This window comes from Streptomyces sp. NPDC020742 (assembly GCF_040641675.1).
In the GTDB taxonomy this organism is placed as follows: domain Bacteria; phylum Actinomycetota; class Actinomycetes; order Streptomycetales; family Streptomycetaceae; genus Streptomyces.
Map to the genome: position 1 here is coordinate 17,736 of NZ_JBFAEA010000035.1, position 16,292 is coordinate 34,027.

Consider the following 16,292-nt stretch of genomic DNA (forward strand, 5'->3'; position numbering starts at 1 on the left):
CGCCATGCCCCGTCGCCCCGCAGCACTGCTCACCGTCCTCGCCCTGGGCCTGACCGGCTGCGGCGCCACGATCTCCGACGCCGGCAAGAAGGGCGGACCGGGCGGCCACCGCCCCGTCACCGTGGAGAACTGCGGGGTGCGGACGACGTACGACAGCACGCCCCGCCGCGTGGTCACCAATGACGTGGGCATCACCGAGATCATGTTCGCGCTGGGCCTGGAGGACCGGATGGCGGGGTACGCCATGCCCGACGACCGGGGCGACCTCGACTCCGTGCCCTGGAAGGCCGCCTACCGCAAGGTCCGCTGGCTCTCCAAGAAGCCGCTCACCAAGGAGCTGGCCCTGGACGCCCGGGCCGACCTGGTCTTCGCGGGCTGGAACTACGGCTTCGGCGAGGACAACGGCCTGACCCCCGCCGCCCTGAAGAAGCTCGGCATCGGCAGCTATGTGCTGACCGAGTCCTGCCGCCACGGCCGCGACGGCAGCGCCCGCGGGGTGCTGCCGCCCCTGGAGGCGCTCTACGCCGACCTGCGGAACCTGGGGAAGATCTTCCACGTGGAGGCCCGCGCCGCCGCACTGGAGAAGACCTACCGCCGCCAGGTCGCCGAGGCCGCCGCCCAGGCCCCCGCGCCGGACCGCCGCCCCACCGTGTTCCTCTACGACGACGGCCGTGACAAGCCGCTGACCGCGGGCCGTTACGCCGGCCCGCACGACATCATCGGCAAGGCCGGCGGGGTGAACGTCATGGGGGACCTCAAGGACTCCTGGACCACCGTCGGCTGGGAGACCGTCGTCGCCCGCGACCCCGACGTGATCGTCATCAACGACTACGGCGACACCTCCGCGGCGCAGAAGAAGGCGTTCCTGCTGTCCGCTCCGCCGCTGGCCGGCGTCTCTGCGGTCAAGCACCGCCGGATCTACGTCATGGACTACGCCGAGCTGGTCGAAAGCCCCCGCAATCCGGCCGCGGTCGGCGCGCTGGCCGGCTATCTGCGCGGCATCCGGGCGGACGGCTGAGCCCGGCGGCCCCTGCGCACCCGCCGCCCGCCCTCCTACACTGGCCCTGTGGTGACCACCGACTGGCAGAGCGACCTCCGCAGACGCGGCTACCGACTGACCCCCCAGCGCCAGCTCGTACTGGAGGCCGTCGACAGGCTGGAGCACGCCACCCCGGACGACATCCTCACCGAGGTGCGCAAGACGGCGGGCGGGGTGAACATCTCCACCGTCTACCGGACCCTGGAACTGCTGGAGGAACTGGGGCTGGTCAGCCACGCCCACCTCGGTCACGGAGCGCCCACGTACCACCTCGCCGACCGTCACCACCACATGCACCTGGTCTGCCGGGACTGCACCGAGGTCATCGAGGCGGACCTGTCGGTGGCCGAGCCGTTCACCGCGATGCTGCGCGAACAGTTCGACTTCGACACCGACATGAAGCACTTCGCGATCTTCGGGCGCTGCGCGGCGTGCCGCACCAAGGCGGCCCGGGCCGACGGCTGAGGCAACCGCCGGCTAGTCGTAGGCTGGGCTCATGCTGCGACAATCATCCGCCAGCCCCCTGCTGTCGCTGCCCGGCGCTGTCCCCGCCGAGGCCCCCGACGAAGGCGTCGCCGCGCACTACGGCGACCTCTTCCGGGAGCAGCGCGCCCTCGCCGACGGCACCGGTTTCGTCGACCTCTCGCACCGCGGCGTGGTCACCGTCTCCGGCCCCGAACGGCTGAGCTGGCTGCATCTGCTGCTCACCCAGCACGTCAGCGAACTCCCGGCCGGTCAGGCCACCGAGGCGCTGATCCTCTCCGCGCACGGCCACGTCGAGCACGCCGTCTACCTCGTCGACGACGGCACCACCACGTGGCTGCACGCCGAGCCGGGCACCCAGGAGGCGCTGATCGCCTACCTGGAGAGCATGAAGTTCTTCTACCGGGTCGAGGTCGCCGACCGCACCGACGCGTTCGCCGTGGTGCACCTGCCGGCCGGCTCGATCACCGAGGCGCCCGCGGGCACCGTCGTCCGGGAGACCCCGCACGGCCGCGATCTGTTCCTGCCGCGCGCGGACCTGGAGTCCTTCGCCGCCGCGCACGGCCCGGCGGTCGGGGTGCTGGCGATGGAGGCGCTGCGGGTCGAGGCGCACCGCCCGCGGCTGGGCCTGGAGACCGACCACCGCACCATCCCGCACGAGCTGGGCTGGATCGGCACCGCCGTCCACCTCGACAAGGGCTGCTACCGCGGCCAGGAGACCGTCGCCCGGGTCCACAACCTCGGCAAGCCGCCGCGCCGGCTGGTCTTCCTGCACCTGGACGGCAGCGAGGTGCACCTGCCGCCGCACGGCACCCCGGTACGCCTCGCCTCGGACGGGCCGGAGGGCCGCCAGCTCGGCTTCCTCACCACCTCCGCCCGCCACCACGAGCTCGGCCCGATCGCGCTGGCCCTGGTCAAGCGGAACGTGCCGGTGGACGCCGCCCTGCTGGCGGGCAGCACGGCGGCGGCCCAGGAAGTGATCGTCGAGCCGTAGGCCCCGGCGGGCGGAGGGGCGGGGCGGGGGGCTGGGCCCCTGGCACGCCCCTCCGCCCAGCCGGAACGCCCCTCCGCCCAGCCGGAACGCGCCTCCGGCCTTCCCTGGCACGCGGATCGGTCTCCCCCCGGCACGAGCCACCGGCCTCTCCGGCCCCTCCGGCCCGCGGATCAGAACACAACGCTCAGGGAGCAACCCCCGACACACACGGTCGGATCTCGCCACCCGCAGTCAGATTCGGAACGGGCCGGAAACGGGCTCGGAACGGGTTGCGGAACGGGCTCACAAGCGTCGCGGATCAGACTTCCACGAGCACCGTGAACGGCCCGTCGTTGGTCAGTGACACCCGCATCTGCGCCCCGAACCGGCCGGTCTCCACCTGGGCGCCCAGCGCCCTCAGTTGGGCGACGACCTCGTCGACCAGCGGCTCGGCGACCGGCCCCGGGGCGGCGGCGTTCCAGGTGGGACGGCGGCCCTTACGGGCGTCACCGTAGAGAGTGAACTGGCTGATCACCAGCAGCGGCGCCGAGGTATCCGAGCAGGACTTCTCCCCCTGCAGGATCCGCACCGACCACAGCTTCCGGGCGAGCTGCGCCGCCTTCTCCGGGGTGTCGTCGTGGGTCACCCCCACCAGCACGCACAGCCCCTCACCGACGATCTCCCCGACCGTCTCGCCCGCCACCTCGACGCGGGCACCGTCAACTCTCTGCACCACGGCTCGCATACCCGCCATCATGCCGGGCGGCCGGACCGCTTCGGACAGCCGTGCCCCCACGGGGGCCGTTCGGGTGCCATGGCCCTGCAGAAGGACCGCCCAGAGTGGCACGATGCGTGCACGTGGTGCGTTTCACGGACAACATGCCCTGGACGCGGCACCGGACGAGGGGACGGAACGATTCATGAGCACTGTCGGCGCCGGACAGACACCCGGTCCCGCACCAACCGCCCGTACGACACCGACCGGCCGGGCGACACCGGCCTCCCCCGCAGCCGACACCGGCCATACCGCGCCCACGCCTCCGACGCCACCGTCCGCCGCCACCACCAGCACCTCCACCGCCACCACCGCCCCACCCACCTCGACGACCACGACAGCGGCTCGCCCCGAGCCCGCCGGCACCAAGGACGGCCCCATGCTCCAGGCAGGCCAGGCGCAGCACCCCCGCCCTCCGCAGCAGCGCGACCGCTGCCGCCCTGCCACCGCCTCCGATCTGTCCGGCCTGGGGCTGCCCGAGCTGCGGGTGGTGCGGCGCGACTCCCAACAGGAAGAGGCCGATCTGAGCTACCTGCGGCGGCTGCTGCAGGGCCGGATCGACATCCTGCGGGCCGAGATCGCCCGCCGTACCGCACAGCACTCACCGCTGCTGGACCGGCTGCCGGAGATCCTGGCGGACCTGCCGTCGCGGCACCGCTCGTCGGCTCGCCATGTGACGGTGGGCACGCCGCACAGCGAGGAGTACCGCAGGCTCGCCGAGGAAATGCTGGGTGAGGTCGAACTCTCCGACCTCACCGCGCGCACGGACCAGGAGCTGCACGACGCGATGGGGCGGCTGATCCAGTACGAACGCCAGGTGTCGCGCCGCCGCCAGTCGCTGCAGCGCACCACCGACGATTGCAGTGCGGAAATCGCCCGCAGGTACCGTGAAGGCGAAGCGCAAGTAGACGACCTGCTGTCCTGACCTGGCCGCGAGCCTTCCGGGCAGGGGTCGCCCCTCCCCACCCCGGAAGGCCACCGATGACCTCGTCCTCGCCCACCCCGATACCCGACCGCTCGTCCCCGGCCACGACCGAGGCCGCTCCGACCGCGGCCTCCCCGGTCCTGGCCGAGGTCGTGCGCTCCGGCTTCGTCGAGGGACGGCACCGGGGCTCGCTGGTGGTGCTGGCGGCCGACGGCAGCGTGGAGTGGGCACTGGGCGAGGTGACCGCCCCGGTCTTCCCCCGCTCGACGAACAAGCCGATGCAGGCCGCTGCGGTGCTCCGGGCCGGCCTGGAGCTGTCCGGCGAGCGGCTGGCGCTGGCCGCCGCGAGCCACTCGGGCGAGGCCTTCCACCTGGAACTCGTCCGCAAGATGCTCGCCGAGCACGGACTGACCCCCGACCAGTTGCAGACCCCGCCCGATCTGCCGCTGGACCCGCAGGAGGCGGAGGCCTACCTCGCCTCCGGCCAGGTCCGGGACCGTCTCACCATGAACTGCTCGGGCAAGCACACCGCCATGCTGGCCGCCGCCGCGCTCAACGGCTGGCCGCTGGACAGCTACCTCGACCAGGGCCACCCGCTGCAGCAGCTGGTGACCGAGGGCGTCCGCACCGCGAGCGGCGAGGACGTCGCCCACGTCGGCACCGACGGCTGCGGTGCGCCGCTGCTCGCCCTCTCCCTGGTCGGTCTGGCCCGGGCCTTCCAGCACTTCGTACAGGCCGACCCCGGCACCCCGGAGCGCCGGGTCGCGGATGCGATGCGCGCCCACCCTGAGTTCGTGGCCGGCACCCGCCGCCCCGACACCTGGCTGATGCAGGCGCTGCCCGGCACCCTGTCGAAGATGGGCGCCGAGGCCGTCCAGGCGGTGGCCCTGCCCGACGGCCGCGCACTGGCCTTCAAGATCGACGACGGTGCCGTCCGCACCCTCGGCCCGGTCCTCGCCCGCGTCCTGCGCCGGATGGGGATCGACTCCCCCATCCTGGCCCGCCTGGAGGACGCCCCGCTGCTGGGCGGCGCCGTACGGGTCGGGGAGATCCGCGCCGCCTTCTGACGCCCGCACCGCCGTACGGCGGCCGGTCCGGGCGGGTGCCGCCGGGGCCGGCCGCCACCTTCGGCCCGTGACCGCTGCCGCATCGGCCATGGCCTGCATAAAGTGGCGATGACAGCGCAGGACGCACCACCCACGACAGCAGGAGGCCGGCGACATGAGCGAGGCGAATCCGGAGCCGCAGGGGCCCGAGTCGATCGAGCACGCGCACGACCCCGAGGTACTGCAGCTGGCGGCGAAGGTCTTCGACCTGGCCCGGCACGGCGACACCGACACCGTCGCCGCGTATGTGGACGCAGGCGTACCCGCCAACCTGACGAACGACAAGGGCGACTCGCTCGTGATGCTGGCCGCCTATCACGGCCACGCCGCCACCGTGGAGGCGCTGCTGCAGCGCGGCGCCGACCCCGACCGCACCAATGACCGCGGCCAGACGCCGCTGGCCGGCGCGGTGTTCAAGAGCGAGGACGAGGTCGTCAAGGCCCTGGTCGCCCATGGCGCGGACCCGTCGGCGGGCACCCCCTCTGCGATCGACACCGCCCGGATGTTCCAGAAGACCGAGCTGCTGAAGCTGTTCGGGGCGGAGTGAGCTGCTGAAAGCCCTTCGGGGCCGCAGGGGCCACAGGGACCACGGAGGAGCCGCGGAGGGAGCGACAGGCATCGGTGGGCTGAGGTGACGGCCGAGGCGGTGCGGTGCGGGGCGGGGCTCGGAGACGAGAGGCGAGAGGCGGGAGGCGGGAGGCGAGGCGGTACGGAGCGGGGCGGGGCGCCGGGACGGGCGAGCGCAGTTGACCTCAAGTTTGATTGAGGTTCTAGCGTCGGCTCCCGACGGCAACACCGCCGTCCGCCGACGCCGCCTCGCCATGAAGGGCCGAGCATGCCCCAGCACCCGTACCGCCTCGCAGTGATCATCGGCAGCACCCGGAAGGGCCGGTTCGCGCCCGTCATCGCGAACTGGTTCACCCGCCAAACGGAGCGCCACCCCCACATCGAGGTGGACACCGTCGACCTGGACGCCCTCCGCCCGTACGAACTCCGCTACGGCAGCGAGGAGTACGAGACCTTCGCCAAGCGCATCGACGAGGCCGACGCCTTCGTCGTGATCACCCCGGAGTACAACCACTCCTTCCCGGCCCCGCTCAAGCACGCCATCGACCTGCTGCACCCGCAGTGGCAGGCCAAGCCGGTCGGCTTCGTCTCGTACGGCGGGATCTCCGGCGGCCTCCGCGCCGTCGAGCAACTGCGGCTGGTCTTTGCCGAGTTGCACGCCACGACGGTACGCGAAACGGTGAGCTTCCCGGTCGCCGGCGAGCTCTTCGACGACGCCGGCGACCTCCACGACCCGGCCCCCGCCACACAGGCCGCCGACACCCTCCTCGACCAGCTGACCTGGTGGGCCCTGGCCCTGCGCGAGGCACGGGCAACGCGGCCGTACGGCAGGGCCTAGGCCCCGACGCCGCCCCGACGCCGCCCCGACACCCCGAACGCCCCGATGCTCCCGACGCCCCACCGCCCCACCGGCCTACCCGGCGGCGACGGCCCGCACCGGCCCCCCGAGCCGCGGCTCCCGGCCGAGGCTGCCGGGCAGGGCTCCCAGCCGCGGCTGCCGGCCAGGGCTCCCGGCCGAGGCGGACTAGTTCGCCACGGGATCCGCACCACCCATGGGATCCGTACCGCCCACGGGATCCGGATCGCCCGTGGGCCGCCCGCCCTCCGGCCCGACGGCGCGGTCGACGAGCGCCGAGATCAGCCCGTCGGTCTCCTCGACCGGCACCACCCCCGGCAGCGTCAGCTGCTCCAGCATCAGCCCGGTCATCGCGAGGTAGATCAGCGTCACGGCCGTACGGTCGCCCGGCAGTCCGCTCTCCAGGTGGAAGCGGATGTCGTCGTCGAGCGTCGCCCGGATGACCCGGCTCAGCTCCTCGCGCAGCTCCGGCCGCCGGGTCGCCTCCAGACGCAGCTCCAGCATCGCCAGATAGCCGATGCGGTTCTCGGTCACCCGGCGGTTGATCCAGCGCATCAGCTCGGCCACCAGCGCCCGACTCGGCGGCGCCGCCATCACCGCGGTGACCTCATCCGGGTCGGGCGCGATGCGCTGATGGATCTGCCCGGTGACCTGGCCCAACAGGTCGTCCCTGTTGGCGAAGTAGTTGGAGGCGGTGCCCTTGGGCACGCCTGCGGCCGCATCGACGGCCCGGAAGGTCAGCCCGCGCGCACCGTCCTGCGCCAGCACCTCGATCGCGGCGTCCACCAACGCCGTCCGCCGCTCAGGATTACGCACCATGCCGTCGTCCACCTCGCACCATCTCGTCCACGCTCCCTCACACTTACTCGCGGCCCCGCCCCGACCCCTTCGGCCCCTCCAGCCCCATAGCCCCCTTAAGCCCCTTGGGCCTCTTGGACTCCTTCCGACCCTTCGGGCTGGTGACCACGGCCTCCACGCACCCGGCAACTCCCTCGCCGGACGGCGCCCTTGCCCCGCATACGGGGAAGCAGCTCCTACCCGGACGGCGGCCTTCGCATGATTGAAGGAAGCCATCAAGAGGCGGATACCTGCACCTCCACCCGAGGCCCCGCCCGCACACCCTTTCCGCAAGAGCGACGCCCTTTCCCCGAAAGGGACTTGCAACCACTACATCCAGAGTACTACAACTGGAGTTGTTGCCGTGGCCGGACCAGTCGGCCGCGAACGGAGAGGACCACCATGCGCTTCGCCAAGCTCGGCACCGCCCTGCTCACCGACGACGTCGCCGCGAGCACCCGCTTCTACACCGACCACTTCGGCTTTGAAGCAGTCGCCGAACTGGACTGGTACGCCAGCCTTCAACACCCCCAACACCCGGCATACCACCTGGACTTCACCAAGCGCGGCCACGAGGCCATGCCGGAGGGATTCCGTGCGCAGGAGACCGGCGGCGTCCTGCTCGGCTTCCTCGTGGAGGACGCCGAGGCCGAGGAGGCCGCCCTGCGCGCCAAGGGCGTAGCGATCGCCGAACCGCTGCGCGACGAGCCCTGGGGACAGCGCCGCTTCAACGTCTGGGCCCCCGAGGGCACCCTGATAGAGGTCCTGCAGAACATCGCCCCGGATCCCGAGTGGATGGCTGCCCAGGGGCTGTGAGGCCCCGCTGGGGGCCGCCGTGAGTACCGCCGGTCACGGGGCCGGGGCAGCGGCTCGAACGCCCGCCTTGGACCCGACCTGGACACCTGCCCGGGCGCCGGCCCAGGCCCCAGGAAGCCGCCTCAGAACTACCCGGCACCTCACACTTCGCACCTCGCGCCCGGCGCCCTCCGGCACCCGGCACCCGGCACCCGGCACCCGGCACCCGATCAACGCCTGACCGTCGTGGCGACATGCATCAGCATCGCGCACGGAATCCGTCCGTCCGGCCGCGTCAACTCCCGCGCCTCCGCCTCGACACGGGCGCGCAGCTCAGCCGCGAGCGCGGGGGCGAGCGGCCCAAGGTCGTAGCAGCCCCCCACGGTCGCCCAGACCTGTTCCCACGGCCCGGTCAGATCGATCCGTTCGGTCTTCCACTCCACGGGCCCGAACCCGGCAGGCCCGAAAACCTCATCGAGCCCCTCACGGGTCCGCAGCCTCCGGTCCCCGAGTCGCGGAATCTGCTGCTCCTCCGGGGCGGCGCCGATCAGCGACCGCGCGGCCCGCTGAAAGCACTCGTACGCCTCCCCGCCGGCCGCCCCGCCGCTCACCGCGACGGCCAGCGTGCCACCGGGCGCCAACACCCGTGCCACCTCGTCCGCGACCCGCTCCACCTCGCCCATCAGCATCAACGCCATATGGGATACACAACCGTCGAACTGCGCACTGCGGAAAGGAAGTTGCTGCGCACGCCCGGCGCACAGAGCGGCCCTTTCGAGCCCCGGTCGGCGGCGCGCCAGCGCCAGCTCCGCCACGGACAGATCCAGGCCGGCCACCTCCCGACCGGGCCGCCCCCTACGGCTCTCCGCGAGGAGCTCCAGCAGCAGCCCGTCGCCGCACCCGAGGTCCAACACCCGCTCACACGCGGCCATCCGATCCCGCAGCAGGGCGTAACTGGACCGGCCGTCCTCGGCGCGCCCATGCGCCATCGCACGAGCCGTCACCGCCGGATGCGCCGCATGAAAGTCCCGCAGAAAGGCTTCCGCTTCCTCCGTCGTGGCCATCCGCCGATCCTAGAAGCCCCGTACCGCCCCGTCCCGGCTTCCCGTCCAGCCGTCCAGCCGTCCAGCCGTCCAGCCGTCCCAGCGTCCCGGAACCACGCCCGGCCGCCGCCCGCAGTCCCGGATTCCGCGCCCGGCCGCCGCCCCGACACCCTCGGGCCCCAGCACCGGTCCGGTCAGCCCAGCCGCGGCCGTTCCTGCAGGGCCCAACCGTTCCCGTCCGGATCGCTGAAGTAGACGAACGAGTTCCAGGCCCCGCCAGGACCGTCGGCCATCGCACCGTCCTCGATGTGCTGTACGGGCCCGGCCGACACCCCCCGTTCGATCAACTGCGCCCGGGCCGCCGCGATATCGGACACCACCAGCTGCAACCCCTGCACCGAACCGGGTACCACCGGCGTCACACCGTCCCCGGCACCGAGCACAATCGAGCAGCCCGACCCCGGCGGCGTCAGCTGGACAATGCGCACCTCGTCACCGACGCACATGTCGTGGTCGACGGCGAAGCCCATCTGCTCGCTGTAGAAGCGTTTCGCCCGCTCCACATCCGACACCGGAACGGGCACCAGTTCAAGCTTCCAGTCCATGGCGGGCCGTCCTTCCGCACGGACGACGACCGCTCCTGCACGGCCGCCGTCACCACCGACCTTCTCGCCCCGTCGTACGTCGCTGTCGTACGTCGCTGTCGTACGTCGCTGTCGTACGTCGCTGTCGTACGTCGCTGTCGCACGCCAGCACCGCACATCCCCGTCGCACGTCGTCGCCGTACACAGCCGCCGTACACAGCCCCGTACGCCGCTGCCAAAAAGTCTAGAGAGCCACCGACGGATCCGCGCCCGCAGAGGCCCACCAACACCTCACGTCCCGCCCGCCCTCACCCCCTGCCCACACCCCGCAAGCCCAAGCACACGCCCTGACACAGACCCAAGGCACGACCAGGCCACCGGGCTCACGTCACCGGGCTCATGTCACCGGGCTCACGTCACCGGCCGCAAGGCCCCGACCAACTCCCCTGACGCCGGCCTTCGCCACCGATCCCCATTGACGGAGTGAGTACTCACTCCGTACCGTCGGACCATGACTCCACCCCGTCGTCGCGCCCCCGGCATGAGCCTCGAGGAGCGCAGGGCCATGATCGTGGCCGCCGCACTGCCGCTTGTGGCGGAGTACGGCGCCGCGGTCACCACCAGCCAGATCGCACGCGCCGCCGGCATCGGGGAGGCCACGGTCTTCCGCGCCTTCAAGGACAAGGACGAGCTGCTTAACGCCTGCATCGCCGAGGCGACCGGCACCGGCCATGTGCTGCGCGAGCTGGCCTCGATCTCCCTGGACGAACCGGTCGCCGCACGCCTCACCGAGGCCGCCGAAGCGCTGCGTGCCCACATGGAGCGAATGGGCACCGTCATCGGTGCCCTCCATGCCTCCGGCCACCGCCTCACCCGTCCCCCGGGGCCCAGCGAAGACACCCCGGAGGACGGCCCGCCCGTGGACCCCCGCGCGGAGTCCTTCCTCGCCCTGCGCGAGGGGATCGTCGAACTGATCGAGCCGGACCGCTCCGCCTTCCGCCTCGGCCCCGACAAGGTGGCCGCCGCGTTCCTCGGCCTGCTCTTCACCCGGCTCCATTCACCGATTCCGGGAGCCGACGCCCCGCTCACACCCGAAGAGCTCATCGCCGTACTCCTGCACGGCACTCTCCACCAGCCCGGGAGCACCCCATGACGGTAACCCTGAACCACACGATCGTCCCGGCCGCCGACCACCGCGCGGCGGCGCGCTTCTTCGCTACGGTGATGGGGCTACCGGAGCTGCCACCGGCCGGCCGACACGGTCACTTCATCCCGGTCCGCGTGAACGAGTCCCTCACCCTCGACTTCATGACCGTGCCGGACGCCCAGGGCCATCACCTCGCGTTCGACGTGGACGCCAGGACCTTCGACGAGATCCTCGCCCGCATCCAGTCGGCCGGTATCCCCTACGGCAATGACCCGGCCAGTCCCGACAACGGCCGCACCGATCACCCCCTGTGCGCCCGCGGTCTCTTCTTCCGCGACGCCTCCCACAACCTCTACGAGGTCATGTCCCCGGCATAGCCACCCCGTTCACGCCCCACGCCCCGTACCCGCGCCCCTCGTTCCCGGCGCCCCACCCCCGCCCCCTGCGCCCTGCGCCGACGGGGCCCCTGCCCTCCACCCGCTTGCCCTTCCCTCAGCCGTTGACGAACGTCATGCTCACCTGGTCGTAACGGGTGCCGGCTATCTGAGCGGCGGGGGCCGCGGCGTCTATTGCGGCGAGTTCGTCGGCGGACAGCTCGAGCGCGAGCGCGCCGAGGTTCTCCTCCAGATACTTCTGGCGGCGCGTGCCGGGGATCGGGACCACATCGTCACCGCGGTACTGCACCCAGGCCAGGGCGAGTTGGCCGGCGCTGACGCCCTTTTCCGCGGCGAGTTGGTGCAGCTTGTCGACGATGGCCAGGTTCTGCTCCAGGTTGCCGTCGGCGAAGCGCGGCTGGGTCCGGCGCAGGTCGGACTCCGGAAGACCCTCCACCGAGGTGTAGCGGCCGGTCAGGAAGCCGCGCCCCAGGGGCGAGAACGGCACCAGGCCGATGCCGAGTTCCCGGCACACCGGCGCGATCTCCTGCTCCAGATCACGGGTCCACAGCGACCACTCGCTCTGCAGCGCGGCGATCGGATGCACCGCATGCGCACGCCGTACCGTCTCCGCGCCCGCCTCGGACAGTCCGAGATGCCGCACCTTGCCGGCCTCGACGAGTTCGGCCATCGCCCCGACGGTCTCCTCGATCGGTACGTCGGGGTCGACACGGTGCTGGTAGTAGAGGTCGATGTGGTCGACCCCGAGCCGGCGCAGTGACGCGTCGCAGGCCTGTCGAACGTAGGCGGCGTCACCCCGGATCGCGGTCGGCTCGCCGAGCTGGTTGGCGAAGCCGAACTTCGTGGCCAGGACCACCTCGTCCCGCCGGCCGGCTATGGCCCGGCCGATCAGCTCCTCGTTGTGGCCAGCCCCGTAGAAGTCGGAGGTGTCCAGGAGGCTGATACCGAGATCGAGCGCGCGGCGAATGGTCGCGATCGACTGTTCGTCGTCGGACGCGCCATAGCCGTGGCTCATCCCCATGCAGCCGAGCCCCTGCGCGGATACCGTCAGCTCCCCGAGCTTGCGCGAAGGTACGTTCATCGTGGTCATACTGCTGATGCCTCCTGAACCGGGCCTGTCCCGAACGTCAGTCAGGACGCTATGAGTTGGAGTGCACTCGAAGTCAACAATCCGTGATGCACCTCGGCCGCACGGCCAGCGGCCAGCCGCCAGTCGCCAGTCGCCAGTCGCCAGTCGCCAGTCGCCAGTCGCCAGTCGCCAGCAAGCCTCGCACCTCTGATCCGTGACATCCGATCCGCGACAGCCGATCGCGCCGCCTGCTCTGTGGACGACACACGCCGCACCGAGGTGGCAGTCTGCCCCGGTCCGACGATCCCGGCCCTCGGAGGTCGGGGCCGTCCCACCCGGTCAGCCTGTGTCGCCCGCTATCGCCCGCAGGGCCTGGCAGTGGGCGGTGAACGCGGACCGTCCGCCCGGTGTCAGGGACAACCAGGTGCGGGGGCGCTTGCCGACGTACCCCTTGGTGACTGCGACGTATCCGGCCTTCTCCAGGGTCGCCACCTGCCGCGACAGGACCGAGTCGCTCACCTCGACGGTGTCGCGGACGAAGGCGAACTCGGCCTTGTCGGCGGCAGCCAGCGTGGCCACGATGGAGAAGCGCACCGGTGCATGGATGACCTCGTCCAACCCGTGGCGCGGGTGGGCGCGCTGGTACGAATCGGTCACCGCCGGGCCTCCAGATAGCCGCCTATGACGCCGGGCAGGGCGACCACGACGGCACCCGCCACCCACCACGCCGTAACACCGCGGAACCAGGTGGTGCCGGGAAACAGCACGGCGACGTAGAGCAGCCCACACAAGATGATCATGCCGGAGTGCCGCCGCCCGTATCCCCGCCGGACGACCCGCTGCCGGGTCGAGTAGACCGTCAGCCCGGTGAGCGCGGCGCACCAGAAGCCGCTACCGATCGCCACCCCGTAGGGATGGGGCAGCAGTCCGAGGACGAGCACCAAGACCGCGGCCGCGCAGCCGTAGATCACTTGATAGCGAGCGTGCCCCTTCGCACTGCTCCGGACCGTCGAGCCCAGTTCCTGCGCACGAGCCAGCGCGGCCGCCGCGTCTTTGGATGCGTATGCACGCTCCGTCATCTCAGTCCCCCCTGACTGATCTTCGGGCCCTTGGACCCCTTCATCTGCCGAACCGCGTTCGGCCCCCACCGAGACCGTCGAGACCGTCCGACCTCAGTTCGTACATTCATCGTCGCAAGAACTTTCCAATCCGACAAGTACTTTCCGTTCACTCGATCGATGGCCCACCACCCGCCCCATCGCCCCGGTCATTCACTGCTCCCTCCATCCGGCCGTTCACGGCACCTGTCCAGCCCGGCTGTTCCCGGCGCCTGTACGCCCCAGCCATTCCCGGCGCCGGTCCGGCCGGCCGTTCCCAGCACCTTCGGCGACGTCCGATTCGCCCCGCCACCACCCCCACCTCTCCCGCCTCCCCTGCCGCTTCCGCCCCCAGCGCCCGACTCGCCAGCCCCAACCCCACCCCGCGTTCCGGCCGCACCACCCTCGCTAGGGTCGTGCTGTGTGAATACCAACTCGCCCTTCAGCGAAGCCTTTGTCAGCCTCACCGAGCCGCACGCCGCCTGGGGCGCCGAGCAGCTCGAAACGTTCAACGCCTTCCTGCCGACCGGCCCTTGGACTGCCGACTTGGAGCAGCGCCGCTACCGCCAGTCCGGCCGCGACCTGCGCATCTCGATCCTCGGCAGCTATGACGAGTCGGACGGCACCTGGCTGTGGGGGTGGGCCAACCCCGGCTTCCGTGAGCTGCCGGCGGTCGAGGCGGCGGAGGCGGTACGGCAGTTCGGACACGCCCACGGCGTACGGGAATTCACCGAGGAGGTGCTGGACCTCTCGGCGTGTGCCCGTCCTCGGATGGCGGTGGAGACCCTGGCGTTCGGCGCGATGGGCATACTGCGCGCCGCCGGCTACATAGGCGTGCAGGCAAGTCCGAGCACCCGGCTGTACATGGTGCCGGACGATCCGCAGGTGCCGTGGGCGACCCCCGATCCGGTGACGCTGCCGCGGATGCTGGTGGCCGGCGCGGGTGTGCACGGGAGTTCGGCCCACGCCGTGGTGACCGGCTACTGCGACCACCACGAACTCGCCCGGCGCCACGGCCCCGGCCGGATCAGCACGGACCTTCCCGGCGGGACGACGGCGGAGATCTCCTTCGACGACGCCGGGCGGATCGGCTCGGTCGAAATCGGGGCCTTGGACGGGCAGAAGCCCCGCTGACCCGACGCCCCGCGACGAGGGCGGGCTGCCGCCTCCGCATGAGGGCTCCACCATCACGGCACCGGCATCACGGCGCGCTGGCATCACAATGCCGGCATCACAATGCCGGCATCACAACACCGGATGACAGCTCCGGCATCACGGCACCGCAATGGCTCCACTCTGTGCGCCGCGCCCCAGGTCAGGTACTGTTGCCGGTCCCAGCAGTGGACCGACCGAGGAGGTGAGACCGATTCCCCGCCAGACCAGGCAGGCGCTCCCGGCTCACGCCCGTGCGGTGCACCCGACGCAGGTGACCGCCCGACACATGTGATGCGGGCAGCGCCCCAGGCGCCCCGAAAGGCTCACATGCCGTCCCACCAGAAGTCGTCCTTCCCGATGCCTTCACCGCTCACCTCGCCCCTCTCCCGCCCCCGCCCCCTCTCCCCGACGCTTCGTCACGCCATCGTCGACAGGCTGCGCACAGCCGGCTGCGTCTTCGCCGAGGACGAGGCGGAACTGCTGCTCTCCACCGCGCGCACGCCGGACGAACTCGCCGCCATGGTGGAGCGCCGGGTCACCGGTTTCCCCCTTGAACACGTCGTCGGCTGGGCCGAGTTCCACGGCCTGCGGGTCGCCGTCGACCCCGGCGTCTTCGTCCCGCGCCGTCGCACCGAATTCCTGGTGGGACAGGCGGTGAAACTCGGACGTCGGGCCGGCAGCCACGGTCCCCGGGCCAACGGTCAGACGCCTCTGGGTACCGACGCCCACGATCACGAGCCCCCGGGAACGGGCACCGGCACGGGCGACCGGGCTCCCATCGCCACCGGCAGCACACCCCGCCCCACGGTCATCGTCGACCTGTGCTGCGGCTCTGGTGCCGTGGGCGCCGCGCTGGCCGCCGCCCTGGGGCCGGTCGAACTCGTCGCGGCCGACATCGAACCCGCGGCGGTGCGCTGCGCCCGCCGTAACACCGCGCCTGCCGGAGGCGTGGTCCACGAGGGCGACCTCTTCGATCCGCTGCCCAACGGGCTCCGCGGCCGCATCGACATCCTGGTGGCCAACGTCCCTTACGTACCGACCGAAGAGGTCGGGCTGCTCCCGCCTGAAGCGCGCGAGTACGAGCCGCTGGTGGCGCTCGACGGCGGCGCGGACGGGCTCGACGTGCTGCGGCGGGTGACCGCGGAGGCCTCACAGTGGCTGGCCCCGGGCGGCCACCTGCTGGTCGAGACGAGCGAACGGCAGGCGCCCCGGGCCGTCCAGGAGTTCACCCGTAGCGGGCTCTTCCCCCAGGTGGCCGCGTCCGACGAGCTCTCCGCCACGGTCATCATCGGGACCCGCCCGACCGGGTAACAATGCCGAGTCGCAGCACCGGACGCCGCAACCACGGACCACCGCGGTAGCCCGGACCACCGCGGTACGGACCACCGTAGCCCGGAGCGCCGTAGCACCGGCCGCCGCAGGACCGGCCGGTGCTACACCGAGCGC

Annotated in this window: 19 protein-coding genes; 12 read left to right on the top strand and 7 right to left on the bottom strand. The window is 71.7% G+C overall.

The genetic code is table 11. The annotated features are described in order from the left end of the window. The first annotated feature begins 4 nt into the window (after window positions 1-4). From AB0G84_RS33535 to AB0G84_RS33545, 3 genes are read left to right on the top strand one after another with little or no spacing between them, the layout of a single operon-like run. Window positions 5-1,018, top strand: coding sequence for an ABC transporter substrate-binding protein (locus tag AB0G84_RS33535; RefSeq protein WP_361329525.1), 1,014 nt, complete (start codon window positions 5-7; stop codon window positions 1,016-1,018). A 48-nt stretch (window positions 1,019-1,066) separates the two neighbouring features. Continuing rightward, on the top strand, window positions 1,067-1,504 hold the full coding sequence (locus AB0G84_RS33540) for a transcriptional repressor (protein ID WP_361329528.1): 438 nt from the start codon (window positions 1,067-1,069) through the stop codon (window positions 1,502-1,504). Window positions 1,505-1,535: 31 nt separating this feature from the next. After that, window positions 1,536-2,516 carry a folate-binding protein gene (locus tag AB0G84_RS33545; protein ID WP_361329531.1) on the top strand — a complete coding sequence of 327 codons (981 nt, stop codon included), beginning with the start codon at window positions 1,536-1,538 and terminating at the stop codon, window positions 2,514-2,516. Between the two features lie 298 nt (window positions 2,517-2,814). On the opposite strand, the gene dtd is transcribed toward AB0G84_RS33545, so the two are convergent. Beyond that, window positions 2,815-3,240: a D-aminoacyl-tRNA deacylase gene (dtd, locus tag AB0G84_RS33550; protein ID WP_361329534.1), complete on the bottom strand. Its 426-nt coding sequence runs from the start codon at window positions 3,238-3,240 to the stop codon at window positions 2,815-2,817. Between the two features lie 409 nt (window positions 3,241-3,649). On the opposite strand from dtd, the gene AB0G84_RS33555 reads away from it, so the two are divergent. From AB0G84_RS33555 to AB0G84_RS33570, 4 genes are all read left to right on the top strand, one after another. Then, window positions 3,650-4,195: an ABC transporter substrate-binding protein gene (locus tag AB0G84_RS33555; RefSeq protein WP_361329653.1), complete on the top strand. Its 546-nt coding sequence runs from the start codon at window positions 3,650-3,652 to the stop codon at window positions 4,193-4,195. Window positions 4,196-4,251: 56 nt separating this feature from the next. Then, a complete protein-coding gene (locus AB0G84_RS33560; protein WP_361329537.1) occupies window positions 4,252-5,262 on the top strand; it encodes an asparaginase in 1,011 nt (336 codons plus the stop codon). A gap of 154 nt (window positions 5,263-5,416) precedes the next feature. Next, on the top strand, window positions 5,417-5,848 hold the full coding sequence (locus tag AB0G84_RS33565; RefSeq protein WP_361329540.1) for an ankyrin repeat domain-containing protein: 432 nt from the start codon (window positions 5,417-5,419) through the stop codon (window positions 5,846-5,848). 288 nt (window positions 5,849-6,136) lie between these two features. Then, window positions 6,137-6,706 carry an NADPH-dependent FMN reductase gene (locus tag AB0G84_RS33570; RefSeq protein ID WP_361329543.1) on the top strand — a complete coding sequence of 190 codons (570 nt, stop codon included), beginning with the start codon at window positions 6,137-6,139 and terminating at the stop codon, window positions 6,704-6,706. A gap of 186 nt (window positions 6,707-6,892) precedes the next feature. Here the strand turns inward: AB0G84_RS33570 and AB0G84_RS33575 are convergent, their stop codons facing one another. Further along, window positions 6,893-7,543, bottom strand: coding sequence for a TetR family transcriptional regulator (locus tag AB0G84_RS33575; RefSeq protein WP_361329546.1), 651 nt, complete (start codon window positions 7,541-7,543; stop codon window positions 6,893-6,895). A 420-nt stretch (window positions 7,544-7,963) separates the two neighbouring features. Between AB0G84_RS33575 and AB0G84_RS33580 the strand changes: the two genes are divergently transcribed. Then, the gene (locus AB0G84_RS33580; RefSeq protein ID WP_361329549.1) at window positions 7,964-8,377 is read left to right on the top strand and encodes a VOC family protein; all 414 of its coding nucleotides are present in this window, start codon (window positions 7,964-7,966) and stop codon (window positions 8,375-8,377) included. A 209-nt stretch (window positions 8,378-8,586) separates the two neighbouring features. Here the strand turns inward: AB0G84_RS33580 and AB0G84_RS33585 are convergent, their stop codons facing one another. Together AB0G84_RS33585 and AB0G84_RS33590 are read right to left on the bottom strand one after the other, a co-directional pair. Further along, window positions 8,587-9,420: a class I SAM-dependent methyltransferase gene (locus AB0G84_RS33585; RefSeq protein ID WP_361329552.1), complete on the bottom strand. Its 834-nt coding sequence runs from the start codon at window positions 9,418-9,420 to the stop codon at window positions 8,587-8,589. A gap of 173 nt (window positions 9,421-9,593) precedes the next feature. Continuing rightward, a complete protein-coding gene (locus AB0G84_RS33590; RefSeq protein WP_361329555.1) occupies window positions 9,594-10,004 on the bottom strand; it encodes a VOC family protein in 411 nt (136 codons plus the stop codon). Window positions 10,005-10,548: 544 nt separating this feature from the next. Here AB0G84_RS33590 and AB0G84_RS33595 point away from each other — a divergent pair. After that, the gene (locus AB0G84_RS33595) at window positions 10,549-11,136 is read left to right on the top strand and encodes a TetR/AcrR family transcriptional regulator (RefSeq protein WP_361329656.1); all 588 of its coding nucleotides are present in this window, start codon (window positions 10,549-10,551) and stop codon (window positions 11,134-11,136) included. Further along, the gene (locus tag AB0G84_RS33600; protein ID WP_361329558.1) at window positions 11,133-11,507 is read left to right on the top strand and encodes a VOC family protein; all 375 of its coding nucleotides are present in this window, start codon (window positions 11,133-11,135) and stop codon (window positions 11,505-11,507) included. The genes AB0G84_RS33595 and AB0G84_RS33600 overlap by 4 nt, the downstream gene beginning before the upstream one ends. 115 nt (window positions 11,508-11,622) lie before the next feature. Here AB0G84_RS33600 and AB0G84_RS33605 read toward each other — a convergent pair whose 3' ends face one another. From AB0G84_RS33605 to AB0G84_RS33615, 3 genes are all read right to left on the bottom strand, one after another. Continuing rightward, the gene (locus AB0G84_RS33605; protein ID WP_361329561.1) at window positions 11,623-12,615 is read right to left on the bottom strand and encodes an aldo/keto reductase; all 993 of its coding nucleotides are present in this window, start codon (window positions 12,613-12,615) and stop codon (window positions 11,623-11,625) included. A gap of 318 nt (window positions 12,616-12,933) precedes the next feature. Beyond that, window positions 12,934-13,251, bottom strand: coding sequence for a transcriptional regulator (locus AB0G84_RS33610; RefSeq protein ID WP_361329564.1), 318 nt, complete (start codon window positions 13,249-13,251; stop codon window positions 12,934-12,936). Continuing rightward, entirely contained in the window at window positions 13,248-13,673 is a 426-nt protein-coding gene (locus AB0G84_RS33615; protein ID WP_361329567.1) for a hypothetical protein, read from the bottom strand. Before AB0G84_RS33615 ends, AB0G84_RS33610 begins: the two co-directional genes overlap by 4 nt. Before the next feature lie 441 nt (window positions 13,674-14,114). Between AB0G84_RS33615 and AB0G84_RS33620 the strand changes: the two genes are divergently transcribed. Together AB0G84_RS33620 and AB0G84_RS33625 are read left to right on the top strand one after the other, a co-directional pair. Then, window positions 14,115-14,825 (top strand): DUF6882 domain-containing protein, encoded by a 711-nt coding sequence (locus AB0G84_RS33620; protein ID WP_361329570.1) that lies wholly within the window; start codon window positions 14,115-14,117, stop codon window positions 14,823-14,825. Between the two features lie 378 nt (window positions 14,826-15,203). Further along, window positions 15,204-16,157: a putative protein N(5)-glutamine methyltransferase gene (locus AB0G84_RS33625; RefSeq protein ID WP_361329659.1), complete on the top strand. Its 954-nt coding sequence runs from the start codon at window positions 15,204-15,206 to the stop codon at window positions 16,155-16,157. The last annotated feature ends 135 nt before the right edge of the window (window positions 16,158-16,292 follow it).

Excerpts from the sequence above, each read along its gene's own strand:
- AB0G84_RS33535 (WP_361329525.1), top strand. The coding sequence starts at position 5 with ATGCCCCGTCGCCCCGCAGCACTGCTCACCGTCCTCGCCCTGGGCCTG.
- AB0G84_RS33545 (WP_361329531.1), top strand. The coding sequence starts at position 1,536 with ATGCTGCGACAATCATCCGCCAGCCCCCTGCTGTCGCTGCCCGGCGCT.
- dtd (WP_361329534.1), bottom strand. The coding sequence starts at position 3,240 with ATGCGAGCCGTGGTGCAGAGAGTTGACGGTGCCCGCGTCGAGGTGGCG.
- AB0G84_RS33555 (WP_361329653.1), top strand. The coding sequence starts at position 3,650 with ATGCTCCAGGCAGGCCAGGCGCAGCACCCCCGCCCTCCGCAGCAGCGC.
- AB0G84_RS33560 (WP_361329537.1), top strand. The coding sequence starts at position 4,252 with ATGACCTCGTCCTCGCCCACCCCGATACCCGACCGCTCGTCCCCGGCC.
- AB0G84_RS33565 (WP_361329540.1), top strand. The coding sequence starts at position 5,417 with ATGAGCGAGGCGAATCCGGAGCCGCAGGGGCCCGAGTCGATCGAGCAC.
- AB0G84_RS33570 (WP_361329543.1), top strand. The coding sequence starts at position 6,137 with ATGCCCCAGCACCCGTACCGCCTCGCAGTGATCATCGGCAGCACCCGG.
- AB0G84_RS33575 (WP_361329546.1), bottom strand. The coding sequence starts at position 7,543 with ATGGTGCGTAATCCTGAGCGGCGGACGGCGTTGGTGGACGCCGCGATC.
- AB0G84_RS33580 (WP_361329549.1), top strand. The coding sequence starts at position 7,964 with ATGCGCTTCGCCAAGCTCGGCACCGCCCTGCTCACCGACGACGTCGCC.
- AB0G84_RS33585 (WP_361329552.1), bottom strand. The coding sequence starts at position 9,420 with ATGGCCACGACGGAGGAAGCGGAAGCCTTTCTGCGGGACTTTCATGCG.
- AB0G84_RS33590 (WP_361329555.1), bottom strand. The coding sequence starts at position 10,004 with ATGGACTGGAAGCTTGAACTGGTGCCCGTTCCGGTGTCGGATGTGGAG.
- AB0G84_RS33595 (WP_361329656.1), top strand. The coding sequence starts at position 10,549 with ATGATCGTGGCCGCCGCACTGCCGCTTGTGGCGGAGTACGGCGCCGCG.
- AB0G84_RS33600 (WP_361329558.1), top strand. The coding sequence starts at position 11,133 with ATGACGGTAACCCTGAACCACACGATCGTCCCGGCCGCCGACCACCGC.
- AB0G84_RS33605 (WP_361329561.1), bottom strand. The coding sequence starts at position 12,615 with ATGACCACGATGAACGTACCTTCGCGCAAGCTCGGGGAGCTGACGGTA.
- AB0G84_RS33615 (WP_361329567.1), bottom strand. The coding sequence starts at position 13,673 with ATGACGGAGCGTGCATACGCATCCAAAGACGCGGCGGCCGCGCTGGCT.
- AB0G84_RS33625 (WP_361329659.1), top strand. The coding sequence starts at position 15,204 with ATGCCTTCACCGCTCACCTCGCCCCTCTCCCGCCCCCGCCCCCTCTCC.